This window comes from Pseudomonas sp. SbOxS1, from assembly GCF_013416725.1.
Classification (GTDB): domain Bacteria; phylum Pseudomonadota; class Gammaproteobacteria; order Pseudomonadales; family Pseudomonadaceae; genus Aquipseudomonas.
In genome coordinates this window covers 38,473-55,318 of sequence record NZ_JAAVXC010000001.1, presented here as the reverse complement: position 1 = coordinate 55,318, position 16,846 = coordinate 38,473, and the positions used below count along the sequence as shown (strand labels likewise).

Below are 16,846 nucleotides of genomic sequence, written 5' to 3'. Positions count from 1 at the left end.
TTTATCGCGAGCAGGCTCGCTCCTACAAGGGGGGCGCTCAACCTGAGGTATTTGGATGTATCAGTACGACGACTATGACCGGGCACTGGTGTTCGAGCGGGTTGCACAGTTTCGCGATCAGGTCGAACGCTTCATGGCGGGCGAACTGAGCGAGGAAGAGTTCCTGCCGTTGCGCCTGCAAAACGGCCTGTATATGCAAAAACACGCGTACATGCTGCGCGTCGCCATTCCCTACGGCACCCTGAGTTCCCGGCAGATGCGCACGCTGGCGAGCATCGCCCGGGATTACGATCGCGGCTACGGCCACTTCACCACTCGGCAGAACATGCAGTTCAACTGGATCGAACTGGCCGAGGTGCCGGACATCCTCGAACGCCTGGCCCAGGTCAACATGCACGCCATCCAGACCTCCGGCAACTGCGTGCGCAACATCACCACCGAAGCCTTTGCCGGGGTGGCGGCCGACGAAATGATCGACCCGCGCCCGCTGGCGGAAATCCTGCGGCAGTGGTCGACCATCAACCCGGAATTCCTCTACCTGCCGCGCAAGTTCAAGATCGCCATCTGCTCGGCCGAGCAGGACCGCGCGGCAATCATGATGCATGATATCGGCCTCTATCTTTACCCGGGCGATGACGGGCAAATGCTGCTGCGGGTGATCGTCGGCGGCGGCCTGGGGCGTACGCCGATCCTTGGCTTGCAGATTCGCCAGGGCTTGCCATGGCAGCACCTGCTGTCCTACGTCGAGGCGGTGTTGCGGGTGTACAACCGTCATGGCCGGCGGGACAACAAGTACAAGGCGCGGATCAAGATCCTGGTGAAAGCCCTGGGCATCGAGGCGTTCGCCAGGGAGGTCGAGGAGGAGTGGACGCACATCAAGGATGGCCCGGCGCAACTGACCCTTGAGGAGTTCGAGCGCGTGGCCGCTGCCTTCGTTGCGCCGCAATATCGCGAACAGGCGGATAGCAGCCTTGATTTCGGCACGCATCTGGCCCGGAACCCGGCGTTCGCCCGCTGGGTGCAGCGCAATGTACAAGCCCACAAGGTAGCGGGCTATGCCAGCGTGGTGCTGTCGACCAAACCGGGCAGCAGCGCGCCGCCGGGGGATGTCACCGCCATGCAAATGGAGGCGGTGGCGCAGTGGTCCGAGTGTTTCGGCTTTGGCGAGATCCGCATCGCCCACGAGCAAAACATCGTGCTGCCGGACGTGCCAAAAGCCGACTTGTTCACGCTCTGGCGCCTGGCTTGCGATCAAGGTCTCGGCAGCGCCAACGCCGGTTTGCTCACCGACATCATCGCCTGCCCCGGTGGTGACTTTTGTGCGCTGGCCAACGCCAAGTCGATCCCCATCGCCCAGGCCATTCAAGCGCGCTTCGAAGACCTCGATTACCTGCATGACCTGGGCGACATCAGCCTTAACATCTCCGGCTGCATGAACGCCTGCGGTCACCACCACATCGGCAACATCGGCATCCTGGGGGTCGATAAGAACGGCAGCGAGTGGTACCAGATCACCCTCGGTGGCGCCCAGGGCAAGCACAGCGCGTTGGGCAAGGTCATCGGCCCATCCTTCAGCGCGGCGCAAGTACCAAGGGTGATCGAGCAGATCGTCGACACCTTCGTGCGATACCGCGAAAGCGAGGAACTGTTTGTCGACACTTTGCAGCGCATCGGGCTGGAGCCGTTCAAAGAGGCGGTTTATCCGAAAGTGCTAGAGGTGTCGGCATGAACAATCTGTTGCGTCTGGAGGAGGGCGGGGCGCGGATTGCGCTGGATGATCCATGGACGCTTGTCCGCGATCCGGAGCCGCCATTGCCAAGGGGCAAGGTGATCTTGCCGTTGGCGCGCTGGCTGGAAAATCCACGGGAACACGCTGTGTGGCTGGGGCCGGATGATGAGGTGGAGGGGCTCGAACAGTGGTTTGGCCAGTTGCCGTTGATCGCCCTGGATTTTCCGAGTTTTCGCGATGGCCGGGCCTATAGCCAGGCCTATTTGCTGCGCACTCGATTGGGCTGGCGTGGGGAATTGCGTGCGGTGGGTGATGTGTTGCGCGATCAACTCAGTCATATGCGTCAGTGTGGTTTCGACAGTTTCGCTGTGCGCGAGGACAAATCCGTTGAGGATGCGTTGAAGGGATTGGTGGGGATGAGCGTGTTGTACGGACGTTCGGTGATCGAGCCGCGGCCCTTGTTTCGGCGGCGCTAAGCGGACGCCAGAAGCTTCTTGGTACAGGATTTATTGCGCAGTCTGGAATGTTTTTCCGTTGAATACTCACACCGTTCTGATAGGCAACTTTGTTTAAATAAACGCGGGATTAGTCATCAAAGGATGTCGTTCTGCATTGCAGTTTCGTACCTGTAAACCCGAAAAGCCCGATAGTTGCCCCCCATTCGAAAATGAGACTGTGTTCAGCTTTGGATAGATGGACAAGTTGAGGGGGCACTTGATGGAGAAAATATCGCTTGAACAGGCTCTGCCTTTAGTTTCATGGCAGAACAGCCTTAATTGTTTGGTCGATCCGCACTGGACACAGGCTCACTATCCTTACTTGCGTGGTGTAGTGGTCGAAACTGCCGAGGCCATGGACCACTATGGCTGGAAATGGTGGACTCCACAGACCCCTGACATGCTTCAGTTTCAGTATGAACTCATGGATATATTGAGTTTCTTCCTCTCCCATCTCATCAGTGAAAGCCAGGGTGACCTGAGTCTGTCGGCTCGAGCCCTGGTCGGGCAATCGGATCCAGCATTGAAGCATTACGTGTTCAACAAGCAGGCAATGGATTTGAGGGCTTGTGACGTTCTGCCGTTGTTGGAATGGTTCACGGGCCTGGCGATTTTTGGAGTAATCGCCTTGCCCTTACTGGAGCGCATAATGTGCCTTTCGGGCCTGGGCGACTGGGATGCCGTACTTTCAAGGTACCGACAAAAATATGAGTTGCATGTATTTCGGCAACTCAATGGATACAGCTTGGGGCGGTACCGCAAAGACTGGGACGGCAAAGAAGACAGTCTATATCTCGCTGAACTGTGTCAGTGCACAGCGAACGGACGCGCCCATCAGGACACGCATCTTTATCAGACATTAAAAAATATGTATTCGCGATTCACCTGCCGCAGCAATGCCAAAGCGGAGAACCACGATGCAGACGATTAAACAGTTGCCCGGACCTGTTGGGCTGCCACTGATCGGTAACTCTTTGCAACTCAAGCCATCGCTCGCCTACCAGCAACTATGTGAGTGGGCAGACCGTTATGGTCCTATCTATAGCTTCAGGATCGGCAGGCGCCGTATTTTAGTGATCTGCGATGCGACACTGATCAGCGAGTTGTTGCGCAACCGCCCGGAAAAGTTCCGACGCTGGAACAAAATGGAAGAATTGGGCCTGGAAGTCGGTGCCGATGGTGTGTTTGTGGCCGAGGGGGATAAATGGCGGCGCCATCGGGAGCTTATTGTTCCGACATTTGACACTCAGCATGTCAGGCGTTTTTGGAGTCGACTCGGGGCGGTCACAGAGCGTCTTGAAAAACATTGGCGCAAGCGCGCTATCGACCGGCAGCCGTTTGATGTTCGCCAGGACTCAATGCGCTACACCGTCGACATCGTTGCCGGGTTTGCCTTTGGCAGTGATCTAAACACTTTGAATGATGAAGACAGCGCACTACAGGGTTCCCTGTCACAGTTCCTGCAAACGGCGGCGCGACGCCAGGCCGCGATATTCCCCTACTGGCGCTATGTAAAGTCGGCAGCAGACCACAAGTTTGACGCGGCGCTGGCGCAGATCAACCAAACGGTCAATGACATGATTGTTCGGGCGCGGGCCCGGATTACTGCTGATTCCGAGCGTTGTGAGCATCCGATTAACATGATTGAGGCATTGGTCGCCTATCAAAACAAGAACGACACCAGTGCCCTTAGCGACGGGGAAATTGTCGGCAACGTGTTGACTTTCCTGCTGGCCGGAGAAGACACCACGGCCAATACCATTGCCTGGACGATTTACTACATGTCCCGTCACCCTGAAATTCAGCGTGAGATGCAGCGTGAGGTGGATAGGGTAATTGGCACCGGCTCCAGAGTAAGCGATATCAAGCAAATTGATGAGTTGCACTACATAAATGCTGTCATACAGGAAAGCATGCGCCTCAAACCGGTGTTTCCGCTTCTGACGCTGGAACCCAATCAGGATGTGGTCATTGGCGATATACCCGTGGTTCGGGGCACCCCGTTGTTTTTGTTGACGGGTCATCTGGGACAGCAGGCTTCCAATTTTACTGATGCCCGGCAGATGTGCCCCGGGCGCTGGCTCGATGATGGCCGCTTCGCCGACGACAACCGCAAAGCCTTCATGCCCTTTGGTTCAGGTCCAAGGTACTGCCCCGGTCATCGTCTGGCGAAACTTGAATGCGTCATGGCCATCAGCACTTTGGCCAGGAATTTCAACGTGGTTGTGGACGCACAAGCCGGCGAAACGATTGAAGTCTACGCCTTCACACTTTGCCCCTCTCAAGTGTCGGTAAAACTCAGCAGGCGTTAATCCCACGCTGATAAAACCATTGGAAATGGAGTCATACATGGACAGTCAAACCCCGTCCTATCTATTGCATGTGGGCGATGCCGACCGCGAGCGCCTCGAAGTCCTGGCCAATATCTACAATCCAGGCAGCCAGGATTTCTTGAGACGCCAACTGGCGATTCCAGTAAGTACGTTGATCGACCTGGGTTGTGGACACGGTCAAATGACCTGCTGGATGGCGAAAGAGTTCTCCCAGGCCCGGGTGTTCGGGCTGGATCATTCTGATGAGCAACTTGCAATATGCGAACAAAACCAGGTGGCGCAAGATGTGCCGAATGTCACCTTTCTTCGCCATGATGTGCTGGCTCCTGCCCAGGGCATTCCAGAGGCGGATGCAGTTTATTGTCGCTATGTCCTATTACATTTGAGGGAGTGGGACACATTCTTCAGTAACGCCCTGGCACTCTGTAAACCTGGCGGTTCGCTATTGATCGAGGAGCCGGGGTTCCCTTTTTTTTGTTATCCCCGCCATGAGGCGCTCGATCGTGCCAACATCCTGGGACAAACCCTGACATCCAGGATGGGGTTGCGTTTTGACTGCATCGATCCGCTCTGGGGTTATGTCCATGCCTTGGAGGGTGTCAGAGTAAAGGACTACTCGTTCAGTCAACCGATCCTGACCACCCGCTATCAGAAAAGCCTGTTGTGGCGTTCATTTGCGCAGATCCACCAGCCATTGATTTCGATGGGGTTATGTACCGTGCAAGAGGCAGATTCAATTATTGGGCAACTGGCTTACATCGGCAGCGATCCGCTGCATGTGGTCGGTACCTTGCGAATGGTTCAGCTGCACTTGGAGAAAGTTTGATGACGGTGATCAAGGTGATTCTGGTCGATGAAGATGATCGGCCAGTGGGCGAAATGGAAAAGCTTGAAGCCCATGAAAAGGGTCTGTTGCACCGAGCGGTCACGGTGTACGTGTTCAACTCCCGGCATGAACTGTTACTACAGCAACGCGCCGCCGATAAGTACCATTGTGGCGGGCTATGGAGTAATACCTGTTGTGGTCACCCATACCCTGGCGAGGACACGCTTGCAGCGGCACAGAGGCGGCTGGAGGAGGAGATGGGCCTTAGCTGCAGGTTACACAAGGGCTTTAAACTCAAATACAGGCTAGTGGTGAACCAAGGCTTGGTGGAACACGAATACGGGCATGTATTTTATGCGATCAGCGATCAGTTGCCGGTGTTGAACCCTCATGAAGCCCAGGCGTTTTGCTACGCATCCCAAAGGCAAACACAGGCACGCATGCTCCGGGATCCGGAGCACTTCACACCTTGGTTTCGACACACCTTCGCCCGGGCAATAAAAGAATTTAACCTGTGAGGCTACTGTTACTTCAAGGCCGGATCTCCAGGGTTGAGCTTCTTCCAGCCCTGCAACAGCACCTGCGCCTTCGGTTCCTGGCCGCTGTCCAGGTAGTACTGGATCAGCGACAGCCGCGCATTGCGGTTGGCTGGCTGCACTTTCAACAGCCTTTCCAGCTCCTCGCACGCGGCATCGACCTTGCCGCTGTCATGCAGGGCCACGGCCAGCACATAGCCGTATTGCGCGGTCTGCGGTTCGAGTTGTGCAGCTTTACGCAGGAAAGGCATGGCCTGATCGGATTTTCCGGCACGCACCAGCGACAAACCCTGGGTGTGTTGCAGCAGTGCGGCGTCGGGGTGCTCCTTCAGGCTTTGCGCCAGAAGCGCTTGAGCTTCCGGAACGCGGCCGTTGGCTTCCAGCCATTGCACCAGGGTCACCAGCGCCGGGTAGAAGTCCGGGTCGCGTTGGAGTGATGTGCGCAACAAACCTTCGACTTCGCCGCTGCGGCCGCTGGCCTGGTACAGCATGGCCAGGTTGAGGTTGGCTTCGGCGCGTTCGGCCAGGCTCTTTTGCACGGTCTCGTACTCGGCGATGGCCGCGTTCCAGTTGCCTTGGGCCGTGCCCAAGCCATTGCGCGCGACGCTGAGTAAATCCCGGGCCGCCGCAATGCGTACCGCCTTCACCGGATCGCTGAGCAATGGCGTCAACAGCGGCGCACGCTCCGATGGCGGCAGGAAAGCGCTGATCGCCTGCACCGCACTTTCACGCACTTGAGGTGCCGGGTTGCTCAAATCCCGGGTGGCCAGTTTCAGCGCCTGCTCGCTGGGGTACAGCGGTAACTCGGCAAGCAGGGTCGCCCGTTGAATCGCCGGCAGGTTGCTGCGCTGCAGCTGCTCGTACAGGGCTTGCGCGGCGCCAGGCTGGCCGTTGCGGATCAGCCACAGGCTTTCGTCGTAACGCGGGGCCTGGGCGGCGGTGGAGGTGTTCCAGAGCTTGAACTGCTCGGTAACCTTGTCGCCGGCCTTGCCCTGGTGACAGGTCAGGCAGGCGTCCGGCGTGCCGAGCTTTTTCGCCCGCTCGGGATTGGGGATGCTGAAACTGTGGTCATGCCGAAAGTCATTGCCCATGTAGAACTTGCCGGGCATATGGCAATCGATGCACTGCGACCCCGGCTGGCCCATGGTGTGGCGGGTGTGTTCGATCGAATCGTAGTTCTTCGCTTGCAGGCCTTTGCCGTCGACGCCCTCGATGGAGGTCTTGCCAGCCGTGTTGTGGCATTGCAGGCACACACCATTGCCCGGCGCCTTCAATTCGGTGCTGTGGGGGTTGTGGCAGTTGCTGCAGCGCACGCCCTTGTCGAACATTTTGCTCTGGGCGAACGAACCGTGTTCGAACACTTCATCCTTGATCTTGCCATCCAGCGCATACAGCTCGCGGGTCAGGGCGCTTGGCAGGTAGTCGTCCATCAGGCGCTTGCCAACGGTGAAGCCGTCGCCCAGTGGCGCACGACGCGAGTGACAGCGGGCACAGGTTTCGATCTCGACGGTCGCGTTCTTGTCCTTGAGGTCGACGGCAAAACCCGAGTGGATCAGATCGCCTTTTTTCGCCGTCCATTGTAGATGATTGGAGGCCGGGCCGTGGCAGGCCTGGCAACCGACGCCGAGGCTGTTCCACTGGCTGTCGAAGGTGTTTCTCGCAGCATCGAAGTTGCGCTTGTACCCGGTGGTATGGCACTCGACGCACATGAAGTTGGCGTTCTGGCTCGGTTTGCTCCAGTGCAGCGGGTCCTTGAAGGTCACCCCCTGGCCTGGATAGAGATGAAACCAGCGCTGCTTCTCGGTATCCCAGGCGATGCCGAGGGCTTGCAAGCGACCTTCGCCGACCTCGATCAGGTATTGCTGCAAGGGAGCGATGCCAAAGGTGTAGGCGACCTTGAAGTCGGCGTTCTTGCCGTCGATGCCAGGGGTGTTGACCCAGAAGCCGTCGTCCTTGCGCGAGAACCGGGTGGTTTCGTTTTCGCCCTTGAAGGTGACGTTGTTGAAGTCGCCGAGCAGGGTCTGCGCGTTGGCTTCCTGCATCGCCAATTGGTGATGGGAACCTTGCCAGTCCTTGACCTGTGCGCTGTGGCAGCCCTGGCATTGCTGCTCGTCGACCATGGTCGCCGGCGCCACTGCGACGGGTTGCGGTTGCACTTTTGCGGGTTGCGCGACAGGTGTGTTGACCGGCGCGTAGCTTACCGGAGCCGGTTGGCTGCTGAGCAGGAACCAGCCGATGCCCGCGACCGCCAGCAACAAGGCGCCGATGGTGACGGGGAACAGGTATCGATGGATCAAGGTCGGTTGCGAATCAGGGTTTGGGGTTGCTGCTTTATTTTTATGTTTCGGCATTACGACTTCCGTAGTCCAGGTGCGTTTGCCGTCAGGCGCGCGTTCATGCTCGATGCAGCTTTGCCGGATGGCCGGCTTCTGTCAAATGATGGTTGTGGTGAAGCTGATGGCCCCATCGCGAGCAGGCTCACTCCTACAGAAAAACGCGTTCCATGTGGGAGCGAGCCTGCTCGCGATAGCGGCCTGACAGGCACCGCATCACTCCCCGATAAACCACCGGAAATACGGATTCCCCCCATCCCCGCGCATCACCTCGCGCACATCCCTGGCCCAGGCATCCCGGTCACCGTCATAGGCGTGCAGGCTCGCCCGGTAGAACTGCATCAGGCGTTGCCGGTGGGTGTTCATTCGCTCGGTAAACCCCTGATCGGCGTTCACCAGCACCGGCGGTTGGTGCAAGTCCAGCAGGGCCGGCAGCACGCGGCTGATCTCCTTGGCGCGCACCCACGGCGCGTATTCGATTCGCGGCTGATCATCCGTCACTGCCGGTGCATCAGCGGCGAAGCGTTCCAGGCCGGCGCGGTCGGTAACCCAGGTCGCGAGCAGGGCGGCAGCCGAGCCGATACCGACGTCTTGCAAGGTGCTGCGCACACTGTCCTGCTGGAAACGTTGGGTGATTTTTGCGGCATCCAGTTCGATCGGCTCCAGCGACCCCACCAGCAGCATCTCGTGGAACTCGCTGGTCCACAGGGTGGCGTAGGGGAAGACATCAAGGAAACTGCGCACCAGCGAGCGCGAGTCGTCGATGTTCTGCGTTGGCAGCGGCAGCCATTGCGCGACCAGGCCCTGCTTGTGCAAGCGGCTGGCGGCCAACTGGTAGAAGTCCCGGGAATACAGGTTGACCACACCGGCTGCGGAGGGCGGTGGTGGTTCGAGGGTGATCAGGTCGTAGCGCTGCGGGTTGCGCAGCAGTTCCTGGCGACCGTCGCGCAGGCGCACGTCGACACCCGGGTCGGCGGCGGCATTGAAGTTGCCCTTGAACAGTGGCGCGGCCTTGACCACGGACGGCAGCAATTCAGCGACAACGCGCTGCTCCAGGCCCGGATAGCGCGTCAGGGCGCCGGCGGTGATGCCCGTGCCGAAACCGATCACCAATGCCGAGCGGGGTTCGCCGTTGTGGATCAACAATGGCAGCAGCGCCTGGATGCGCATGTAGCGCAGCGAAGGCATGGCGTCGCCGGTGTTTGAGACACCCTGGATATACAAGCGCTGGAACGCCCTCTGGCCCTTGCCCTGGGTGACCACGGCGACGGTGCCGCCGCGACCTTCCTCATAGAACGCCAAGGTGCCGTTGCGCGCGCCGGGCAGCAGGCTGGCCAGTTTGTCCACCGGGGTCAGTAGCGCCAGCGCCACCGAAACCAGGCCGACGGCGATCACACCCTGACGCCGTCCCTTCTTCACGCCATGGCCCTTGCGCACGGCACAGTAGCCAATCCCCGCGGCGATGAGCGCCAGCAGTCCCAGGGTTCGAACCAGGCCCAGCAACGGGATCAGCACAAAGCCGCAGAGCATCACCCCGACGATACCGCCCAGGGTATTGAACGCCACCACCTCACCGACATTGCGCCCTACATGGTCGCGCCCGACGCTCAAGCGCAGGGCCACGGGAAACGCCGCACCGAGCAGCACCGTCGGCACGAACACGATGCTCAGCGCCGCCACGGCGAAGCGTGTGCTCATGCCGAGCAATTCACTGGCGCCCAATGACAGCACCCAGGCTTCGGCCGCGCTTTGCGCAAGCACCAGCCAACGCCCCAGCAGGGCAATTTCCAGCAATGCGATCAAGCCGGCGCCGGCGATCAGCAGGCCGAACACTCCCCAGGGATCGCGCAGGCGATCCACCCGACGGGCGAGCAGGGCACTGCCGAGGAACAGCCCGGTAAGATACGTCGCCAACACCACGGCAAAGGCATAGGTGCGGGTACTCATGAACTGCACGATGGACTGCGACCAGACCACTTCGTAGCCCAGGGCCACGCCGCCGGCAATCGAATACAACCACAGGGCCAGGCGATCCGGCGCTTTCTCGGCAGGGTGATGGACCGGGGGTTCAACGGCCAGGACGCGCTGGCGCTGGAACCACAGGGCACCGGCGGCGGCCAGCAGATTGAGCATCGCGGCGGCCAGGGCACTGCCGCGCACGCCGAGGCTGGCAATCAATACAAACGCGGCGAGCAGAGTGCCGGCAATGGCGCCCGCAGTGTTGGCCGCGTACAGGTGACCACCGGCCTTGCCCAATTGCTGCGGATCGGCGGCCAGGGAGCGCACCAGCACCGGCAGCGTGCCGCCCATCAGCAACGCAGGAATGCCCACCAGCGCAAACGGCAACACCCAGGCCAACAGGCCCACCTGCTGCTCCAGCCAGGCAAACGGACTGGCCGCCAGGCTCATGGCGAAGGTCGCGCCCACACCCAGCACCGCCACCAGCACTTCCAGCCCGGCGTACAACAGGACCGGTTGCTGCAAGCGGTCCGCCCAGCGTCCGAACAACAGGCCACCCAGGGCCAGGCCGGCGAAAAATGCGCTGATCCCGGTGGTGATGGCGTACACCTCGACGCCCACCACCAGCGACAGCTGCTTGATCCACAGCACCTGATACACCAGCGCGGCGGCGCCGGAGACGAACAGCAGCAGGGCGGGGATCAACAGCGCCGGGGAGGCGACGTGGGGGGCAGGTATGGCCGACGACTTGCTGGCGACACGTGAGGACATTGCGGATGCCTTATACAAAACCCGAATTCAACACCAACCCTGTGGGAGCTGGCTTGCCAGCGAAGGCGGACTTGCAGTCGACGAAGTGGTTGTCTGAACCACCGCATTCGCTGGCAAGCCAGCTCCTACAGAGAATGTGTTCGCATTACAAAAATAAGTCCGCTCGCCGATGAAGGCGAGCGGTGGTCAAGCGGCCTTACTTGGCACCCGCTTTCATTTTTTCTGCGATTTTCTTGTCAACTTCCTCTTGTACCTGGTCGATACTGAAGCTCGCCGGGCGTTGGCTAGGCGGGTAGTCGATAAAGGTTTGCAGGAAGGCTGCGGATTTCGAGATACCCTGGAATATCAGATAGTCGTTCTTCGCAAGCCAGTCATAGTATTGGTCAGATACAACATCGGCACGCTCGTAGGGGTCCATGCGCAAGTTGAAAATCTTCGGCACGCGCAGGCAGGTGAATGGTTCGCTCCAGACCTTGAAGCCCCCCGGCGCACGTTGCTCACAGAAAACGAACTTCCAGTCGTTGTAGCGCATGCTCACCAGCACGCCATCATCGTTGAAGTAGAAGAACTCGTTCCGCGCACTCTTGTCGGCCTTGCCGGTCAGATAATCCAACTGGTTGTAACCGTCCAGGTGCACCTTGAAGTTCTTCCCGCCTACGTCGGCGCCCTTGAGCAGGCGGTCCTTGATATCGGTATCGCCGACAGCCGCCAGCAAGGTCGGGAACCAGTCCAGTCCGGAGAACATCTGGGTCGACACTTCGCCAGGCTTGACGTGGCCCGGCCAGCGAATCATCGCCGGAACCCGATAGGCACCTTCCCAGTTGGAGTTTTTCTCGTTGCGGAACGGGGTGGTTGCCGCATCCGGCCAGGACCATTGGTTCGGGCCGTTGTCGGTGGTGTAGACCACGATGGTGTTATCGGTGATCTTCAGGTCATCCAGCGTCTTCAGCAATTTGCCGACGTCGCCATCGTGTTCGAGCATGCCGTCGGCATACTCGTTACCGGGCATGCCGCTCTGGCCTTGCATGGATTCGCGCACGTGAGTGAAGGCATGCATGCGGGTGGTGTTCATCCAGACGAAGAACGGTTTGTCCGCCTTGGCCTGTTTCTCGATGAACGCCTGGGCGGCGGCGGTGGTTTCGTCGTCGATGGTTTCCATGCGTTTTTTGGTCAGCGCGCCGGTGTCTTCGATCTTGCCATCGGCGAAGCTGTGGATCACGCCGCGCGGAGAGGCTGCCTTGACGAACTCGGCATCGTCCTTCGGCCAGTAGGGGCGTTCCGGCTCCTCTTCGGCATTGAGGTGGTAGAGGTTGCCGAAGAACTCGTCAAAGCCATGGTTGGTGGGCAGGTACTCGTCCTTGTCCCCCAAATGGTTCTTGCCGAACTGACCCGTTGCGTAGCCCTTGGCCTTGAGCGCCTGGGCAATGGTCACGTCCCTGGCCTGCAAACCCACCGGCACGCCCGGCATGCCCACTTTGGACAGGCCGGTGCGCAGTGCGGACTGGCCGGTAATGAAGGTCGAGCGCCCGGCCGTGCAACTGTTCTCCGCGTAATAGTCGGTGAACATCATGCCTTCCTTGGCAATGCGATCGATGTTCGGCGTCTTGTAGCCGACCACACCCATGGAGTAGGCGCTGATATTGGTCTGGCCGATGTCGTCGCCGAAGATCACGAGAATGTTGGGCTTATCCGCGGCCCCGGCTGTCGCCGAGAACGCCATCACCGAAGCCGCCAGCAAGGCCGCCTTCGGTAACCACTTGCGTATGCCAGTCATATGACTTGCTCCTTTTGCTTGAGTCGCTCGGGTGCGACAAACGTTCATTGCGGTCCTGCGTCACGCTTTTTTATTGCACTTGCTCAGGTGTGGCGGCATCGAAAGGGTAGATCCGGCGCCACTCGGCGGCCATGTCCACGACGGTCCAGCCACGGTTTTTTGCTTCGTCCAGGGCCTTGTCCAGACGGCCGATCTGCGACTGGCGGTCATAGGCCCATTCACGCTTGGCGTCGGTGTGATGCACCAGGCCCATGAAACGTTTGCCCGGGCCCGCCGCGGTCCACTGCAGCATTTGCAGGTCGCCGTCGGAGTTGCCGAACGCCAGGATCGGTCGACGCCCGATCACGGCGTCGATGCTCACCGGCTTGCCCGGCCCGTCGTCGTTGTGGGCCAGTTTCGGCGTGCGCAGGATCGACGCCTTGCCATCCTTGTATTCAAACGTGGTGACGAAGGTGGTGCCGATCACCTGCTCGGGCGGGATGCCGTAGACCTTTTCGGCGAAGGCGCGCATGAAGCCGGTGTCGCCACCGGAAACGATGTAGGTCTTGAAGTCCTGTCGGCGCAGGTAGTCGAGCATTTCCAGCATCGGCTGGAAGATCATTTCGGTGTACGGCTTGCCGGTTTTCGGGTGACGGGCCTGGCTCAGCCAGGTCTTGGCGTAATCGTCGAAGGCTTCGGTGGTCATGCCGGTGTGGGTCGCACCGAAGATTTTCATCATGCCGTCAAGGCCGCTGGCGGCCAGGGCCTTGTGATCGTTTTCCAGCACGGCCTGGAACGGCTGGGTGGTTTTCCATTCCGGGTGTTGTGGCGCGGTGCGCTTGACCTCTTCCAGGGCGAACAGCAATTCGAAGTACATCGGCTGCTCGCTCCACAAGGTGCCGTCGTTATCGAACACGGCGATACGGTCCTCGGGTTTGACGAAGTCCTTGCTGTTTTGATCGGTCACCGCCTGGACGAACTCGATGATGTTCTTTTTCGACGGACCGTCATTCCACGACGGCAGTGGTTCAGCGGCCTGCACCAGCAATGGCAGGCTCAGGGCCAGTGCCAGCAGCAGTTTTAACCCGTGGAACTGGCGGTGCGCTTTCGGGTTCGTCATGGGAAATCCTTCTCGTGAACGGGGTTGAGTGGTCGCAGTGCGCTAGCGACTGATTCTTCGTTGTGTTCGGACTGACTATGCAGCGTAGTCAAGGATTGCCTGAGTTGAAGCAGTGCTTGATCTTTGGTCGGCTGCCGGCCGTAGCACGCACGCAGGAACGCTTGCAGGCGCGGGCCGAACGCGGTGAGTTTCAGGCCCTTGCGACGGCGCCGGGTCCACAGGTACAAGGCGCTCAACTGCGCGGGTTGGCCTTCAAGTTGTGGCGGGATCTGGCGCCAGGCGTACTCGGACGATTCCAGCCAGGCTGCGTGACGGGCACTGCGCCGGGCCTGCCAGCCGAGGTAAGCACGATGAATGAATGGGCGCGCCAACCACACCAACAGCGCCACTCCCACTAGCAGCGCCAGCAGGCCTAAGGCGAATCCGGAGAGGTGCAGGCGGTTTTGCTGGCCGAGTTTTTTCAGGTCTTCGGTGATCGAGAACACCGGTTTGTAGACACTGTTGGCGGCGGCATCGAAGCTCACCGCGGGCACCTGGGCAGTGCGGATCTGCTGGCTGCCGGTGTCCCACCATTTCAGCTCGATGGCCGGCAGGCTGTGCTGGCCTTGAGTGTCGATGCGGTAAGTGGCGCTGTCGATGCGCTGGCCACCGATGAAGTTGCCGCGACCGTCGTCCAGATTGCTGACCTGCGGGTTTTTCGGGTAACGACTGAGGCCACTGACTTCCCCCAGCGCCGGCGTCGGCAATGACATGGCCAGGGCGCCGTCGGCTTGCAGGGTCAATTGGCGGGTGAGGCTGTCGCCGACTTTCAACGCAGTGGCCGGCTTGATGATGTCCTGGGTGAAACGCAGCCCCTGGGCGACCAATACCGGCTCGCCGGGCTTGAACCCTGGCGGTTGTGTCGCCGTGAAGTGCAGCGGTTGGCTTTGCGCACTGAGCTCGAGGGTGGCCTGGCCTGGGGTTGCCCGTACCGTCAGCGGCGCAATATCGAAAGCCTGGGCCACGTTTGGCGTGATCAGGTAGCTGTAGCGCATGCCGTTGAAGGATTTGCCGTCGAGCGTCTGGTTCAGGTGTTCGGCGTGGCCATCGGACGGCAGCACCAGGGCGCCGGGCAATTTCAGGTCGGGCAGGGTGGGGGCGCTGGTGAACCAGGTGTCGGTGAGCACGTCCAGGCGTAGTTCGATGAGGCTGCCGACCATGGCGGTGTCGGCGGGTTGCAGGCTGGCCTGGACACGCAGTTCGGGTTCGGCGGCGAGGATGTTGGTGCTGATCAGGCAAAGTAACAAGGCGATGAGGTTTGTGGTGACTGATCTGGCGTCTTCGCGGGCAAGCCTCGCTCCTACAGGGCAAGGTGATCCGTAGGAGCGTGGCTTGCCCGCGAAGGGAGCGACACGGTCTCGGAAAATGATCATGGTTTCCCTCCAGCCTGATCCTGCAAACTGAACTTCTGCTTCAGGAACTTCGCCGGCGATGTCGTCAGGTTCTGCAACCACTGCGCATCCGAAGCTGCCTGTTCGGTGTGCAGCGCTTTGCTCTGGCCCTTGCCCGGTGCCTTGTCCATCTTGATTTCGTCCGGCTTGACCTCGGGGGCATTCTGTTCGGCGATTTCGGTGTCTTTCTGCAAGGCGATGGCCAGCGCGAGGTTGGCCGTGGCCTCAGGGAATTGCGGCTGCAACTTCAGCGCCTGGGTGTAGGCCGCGATGGCATCGTCGAACTTGAAGCGGCGCACGTAAATGTTGCCCAGGTAGAAATACGCCTGGGGAGTTTGCAGCCGCGCGAAGCTGGCCAGGGCCAGGTCGAAATCTGCGGCGTTGTAGGCGGCGATGCCTTTCCAGTACGGGTCGACGAAATGCGCGGCGGCCTGGGGGAAATGTTCATGCTCGAAGGCCCAGCGACCTTGCTGGTCCGGGGTGAAAAAGGCATCGGTCAGTGCATTGGCTTGCGCTGGGGCCGGCTGCACGATAAGCCCGACAGCCAACAACAAGCCGGCCATCCAGTTCAGGCTCCAGCCCTTGCGCACACTGAAAAACGCGATCAACAACAGCGGCCAGCACAGCCAGTAGCCGGCGTCCTTCCAGTGCAATTCATGCTGCTCGTCACTGGCGCTCTGGAAATGCTGTTCGGCGTGCAGTTCCACCCAATCCAGATCGTCGTCATTGAGCGTCAGGCTGCCCAGCGGCGCATCTGTGGCTGACGCGAGTTGCTTGAGTGCGGCCTGATCGAAACTGCCCAGTGCCGGACGACCATTACTGTCGGTGCGTGGCTGGCCATTGGCGTCGCGGATCATCCCGCCGTCCTCGCTGCCGACCGCGAGGATCAGCACCTGCAGCGCGCTGTCGGCCAGTTGTTTGTCCAGGCCTGCCAGGGCCGAGGTGTCGGCACCGTCGGTGAGCAATAACAGGGTACCCGGGGATTTTTCCGCCGCCAGCAGGCGCTTGGCCTGGTCGATCACCGCCCCGACATTTTTCCCCGGTTTGCCAATCAGATCGGTGCCCAGGGCCTGGATGAAGCTGTCGAGCAGGGCCGGATCGTCAGTCGGTGGCAATACCAGATGTGCGCTGCCAGCGTAGGCGATCAGCGCATTGCGCGCGCCGGCACGACGCTGGATCAGGTCATGCAGCTTGTGCTTGGCCGCTTCCAGCCGAGTCGGTTGCACGTCGCTGGCATCCATCGATGGCGACAGATCGATGGCGATGATCAGCGGCGCCCGGTTTTCCAGGAAGTCCGGGCGATCCTGTTCCCAGGTCGGTCCGGCGGCGGCAACCGCCCCCAGCATCAACAGCGCGCAGACCAGGTGCACCGGGCGTAGCCATTGCTGGTCCCGCGGGGTAATCAGCAAGTGCGGCAGCAGGTGCTCGGCGATGTTACCGCGCAAACGCCGCTGCAAGTCACGGCTGCGGCGCCATAGCAGTGGCAGGAGGGCGGCAAACGGCAGCAGTAACAGCCAAAGTGGGCGCAGGAAGTGGAAGTCGCTGAGGTTGATCTCCAT

Annotated in this window: 12 protein-coding genes; 6 read left to right on the top strand and 6 right to left on the bottom strand. The window is 60.2% G+C overall.

The genetic code is table 11. The features are described 5' to 3' along the window. Nucleotides 1-55 precede the first annotated feature (55 nt). The 6 genes from HFK74_RS00190 (at nucleotide 56) to idi (ending at nucleotide 5,903) form a co-directional block, all read left to right on the top strand. A complete protein-coding gene (locus HFK74_RS00190; protein WP_180201861.1) occupies nucleotides 56-1,729 on the top strand; it encodes a nitrite/sulfite reductase in 1,674 nt (557 codons plus the stop codon). Next, nucleotides 1,726-2,205, top strand: coding sequence for a DUF934 domain-containing protein (locus HFK74_RS00185; protein WP_180201860.1), 480 nt, complete (start codon nucleotides 1,726-1,728; stop codon nucleotides 2,203-2,205). Before HFK74_RS00190 ends, HFK74_RS00185 begins: the two co-directional genes overlap by 4 nt. A 241-nt stretch (nucleotides 2,206-2,446) precedes the next feature. Beyond that, a complete protein-coding gene (locus HFK74_RS00180) occupies nucleotides 2,447-3,157 on the top strand; it encodes a dUTP diphosphatase (protein WP_180201859.1) in 711 nt (236 codons plus the stop codon). After that, complete coding sequence (locus tag HFK74_RS00175; RefSeq protein WP_180201858.1) at nucleotides 3,144-4,538, top strand: cytochrome P450; 1,395 nt, start codon at nucleotides 3,144-3,146, stop codon at nucleotides 4,536-4,538. The genes HFK74_RS00180 and HFK74_RS00175 overlap by 14 nt, the downstream gene beginning before the upstream one ends. 37 nt (nucleotides 4,539-4,575) lie before the next feature. Next, nucleotides 4,576-5,385: a trans-aconitate 2-methyltransferase gene (locus HFK74_RS00170; RefSeq protein ID WP_180201857.1), complete on the top strand. Its 810-nt coding sequence runs from the start codon at nucleotides 4,576-4,578 to the stop codon at nucleotides 5,383-5,385. Continuing rightward, nucleotides 5,385-5,903, top strand: coding sequence for an isopentenyl-diphosphate Delta-isomerase (idi, locus tag HFK74_RS00165; RefSeq protein WP_180201856.1), 519 nt, complete (start codon nucleotides 5,385-5,387; stop codon nucleotides 5,901-5,903). Before HFK74_RS00170 ends, idi begins: the two co-directional genes overlap by 1 nt. 8 nt (nucleotides 5,904-5,911) lie before the next feature. On the opposite strand, the gene HFK74_RS00160 is transcribed toward idi, so the two are convergent. The 6 genes from HFK74_RS00160 to HFK74_RS00135 all read right to left on the bottom strand — a co-directional run bounded on the left by HFK74_RS00160 (nucleotide 5,912) and on the right by HFK74_RS00135 (nucleotide 16,846). Beyond that, entirely contained in the window at nucleotides 5,912-8,272 is a 2,361-nt protein-coding gene (locus tag HFK74_RS00160) for a tetratricopeptide repeat protein (RefSeq protein WP_180201855.1), read from the bottom strand. A gap of 198 nt (nucleotides 8,273-8,470) precedes the next feature. Continuing rightward, nucleotides 8,471-10,984 carry a fused MFS/spermidine synthase gene (locus tag HFK74_RS00155; protein WP_180201854.1) on the bottom strand — a complete coding sequence of 838 codons (2,514 nt, stop codon included), beginning with the start codon at nucleotides 10,982-10,984 and terminating at the stop codon, nucleotides 8,471-8,473. A 196-nt stretch (nucleotides 10,985-11,180) separates the two neighbouring features. Beyond that, nucleotides 11,181-12,758 (bottom strand): arylsulfatase, encoded by a 1,578-nt coding sequence (locus HFK74_RS00150; protein ID WP_180201853.1) that lies wholly within the window; start codon nucleotides 12,756-12,758, stop codon nucleotides 11,181-11,183. A gap of 70 nt (nucleotides 12,759-12,828) precedes the next feature. Beyond that, nucleotides 12,829-13,857, bottom strand: a complete 1,029-nt coding sequence (locus HFK74_RS00145) for an HAD family phosphatase (protein WP_180201852.1) — start codon at nucleotides 13,855-13,857, stop codon at nucleotides 12,829-12,831. Next, entirely contained in the window at nucleotides 13,854-15,269 is a 1,416-nt protein-coding gene (locus tag HFK74_RS00140) for a BatD family protein (RefSeq protein WP_180201851.1), read from the bottom strand. The genes HFK74_RS00145 and HFK74_RS00140 overlap by 4 nt, the downstream gene beginning before the upstream one ends. Then, a complete protein-coding gene (locus tag HFK74_RS00135; protein ID WP_180201850.1) occupies nucleotides 15,266-16,846 on the bottom strand; it encodes a VWA domain-containing protein in 1,581 nt (526 codons plus the stop codon). Before HFK74_RS00135 ends, HFK74_RS00140 begins: the two co-directional genes overlap by 4 nt.

What these genes read in the sequence shown, in the direction of transcription:
- HFK74_RS00190 (WP_180201861.1), top strand. Translation starts at nt 56, where the DNA reads ATGTATCAGTACGACGACTATGACCGGGCACTGGTGTTCGAGCGGGTT.
- HFK74_RS00185 (WP_180201860.1), top strand. Translation starts at nt 1,726, where the DNA reads ATGAACAATCTGTTGCGTCTGGAGGAGGGCGGGGCGCGGATTGCGCTG.
- HFK74_RS00180 (WP_180201859.1), top strand. Translation starts at nt 2,447, where the DNA reads ATGGAGAAAATATCGCTTGAACAGGCTCTGCCTTTAGTTTCATGGCAG.
- HFK74_RS00175 (WP_180201858.1), top strand. Translation starts at nt 3,144, where the DNA reads ATGCAGACGATTAAACAGTTGCCCGGACCTGTTGGGCTGCCACTGATC.
- HFK74_RS00170 (WP_180201857.1), top strand. Translation starts at nt 4,576, where the DNA reads ATGGACAGTCAAACCCCGTCCTATCTATTGCATGTGGGCGATGCCGAC.
- idi (WP_180201856.1), top strand. Translation starts at nt 5,385, where the DNA reads ATGACGGTGATCAAGGTGATTCTGGTCGATGAAGATGATCGGCCAGTG.
- HFK74_RS00160 (WP_180201855.1), bottom strand. Translation starts at nt 8,272, where the DNA reads ATGCCGAAACATAAAAATAAAGCAGCAACCCCAAACCCTGATTCGCAA.
- HFK74_RS00155 (WP_180201854.1), bottom strand. Translation starts at nt 10,984, where the DNA reads ATGTCCTCACGTGTCGCCAGCAAGTCGTCGGCCATACCTGCCCCCCAC.
- HFK74_RS00150 (WP_180201853.1), bottom strand. Translation starts at nt 12,758, where the DNA reads ATGACTGGCATACGCAAGTGGTTACCGAAGGCGGCCTTGCTGGCGGCT.
- HFK74_RS00145 (WP_180201852.1), bottom strand. Translation starts at nt 13,857, where the DNA reads ATGACGAACCCGAAAGCGCACCGCCAGTTCCACGGGTTAAAACTGCTG.
- HFK74_RS00140 (WP_180201851.1), bottom strand. Translation starts at nt 15,269, where the DNA reads ATGATCATTTTCCGAGACCGTGTCGCTCCCTTCGCGGGCAAGCCACGC.
- HFK74_RS00135 (WP_180201850.1), bottom strand. Translation starts at nt 16,846, where the DNA reads ATGGAGATCAACCTCAGCGACTTCCACTTCCTGCGCCCACTTTGGCTG.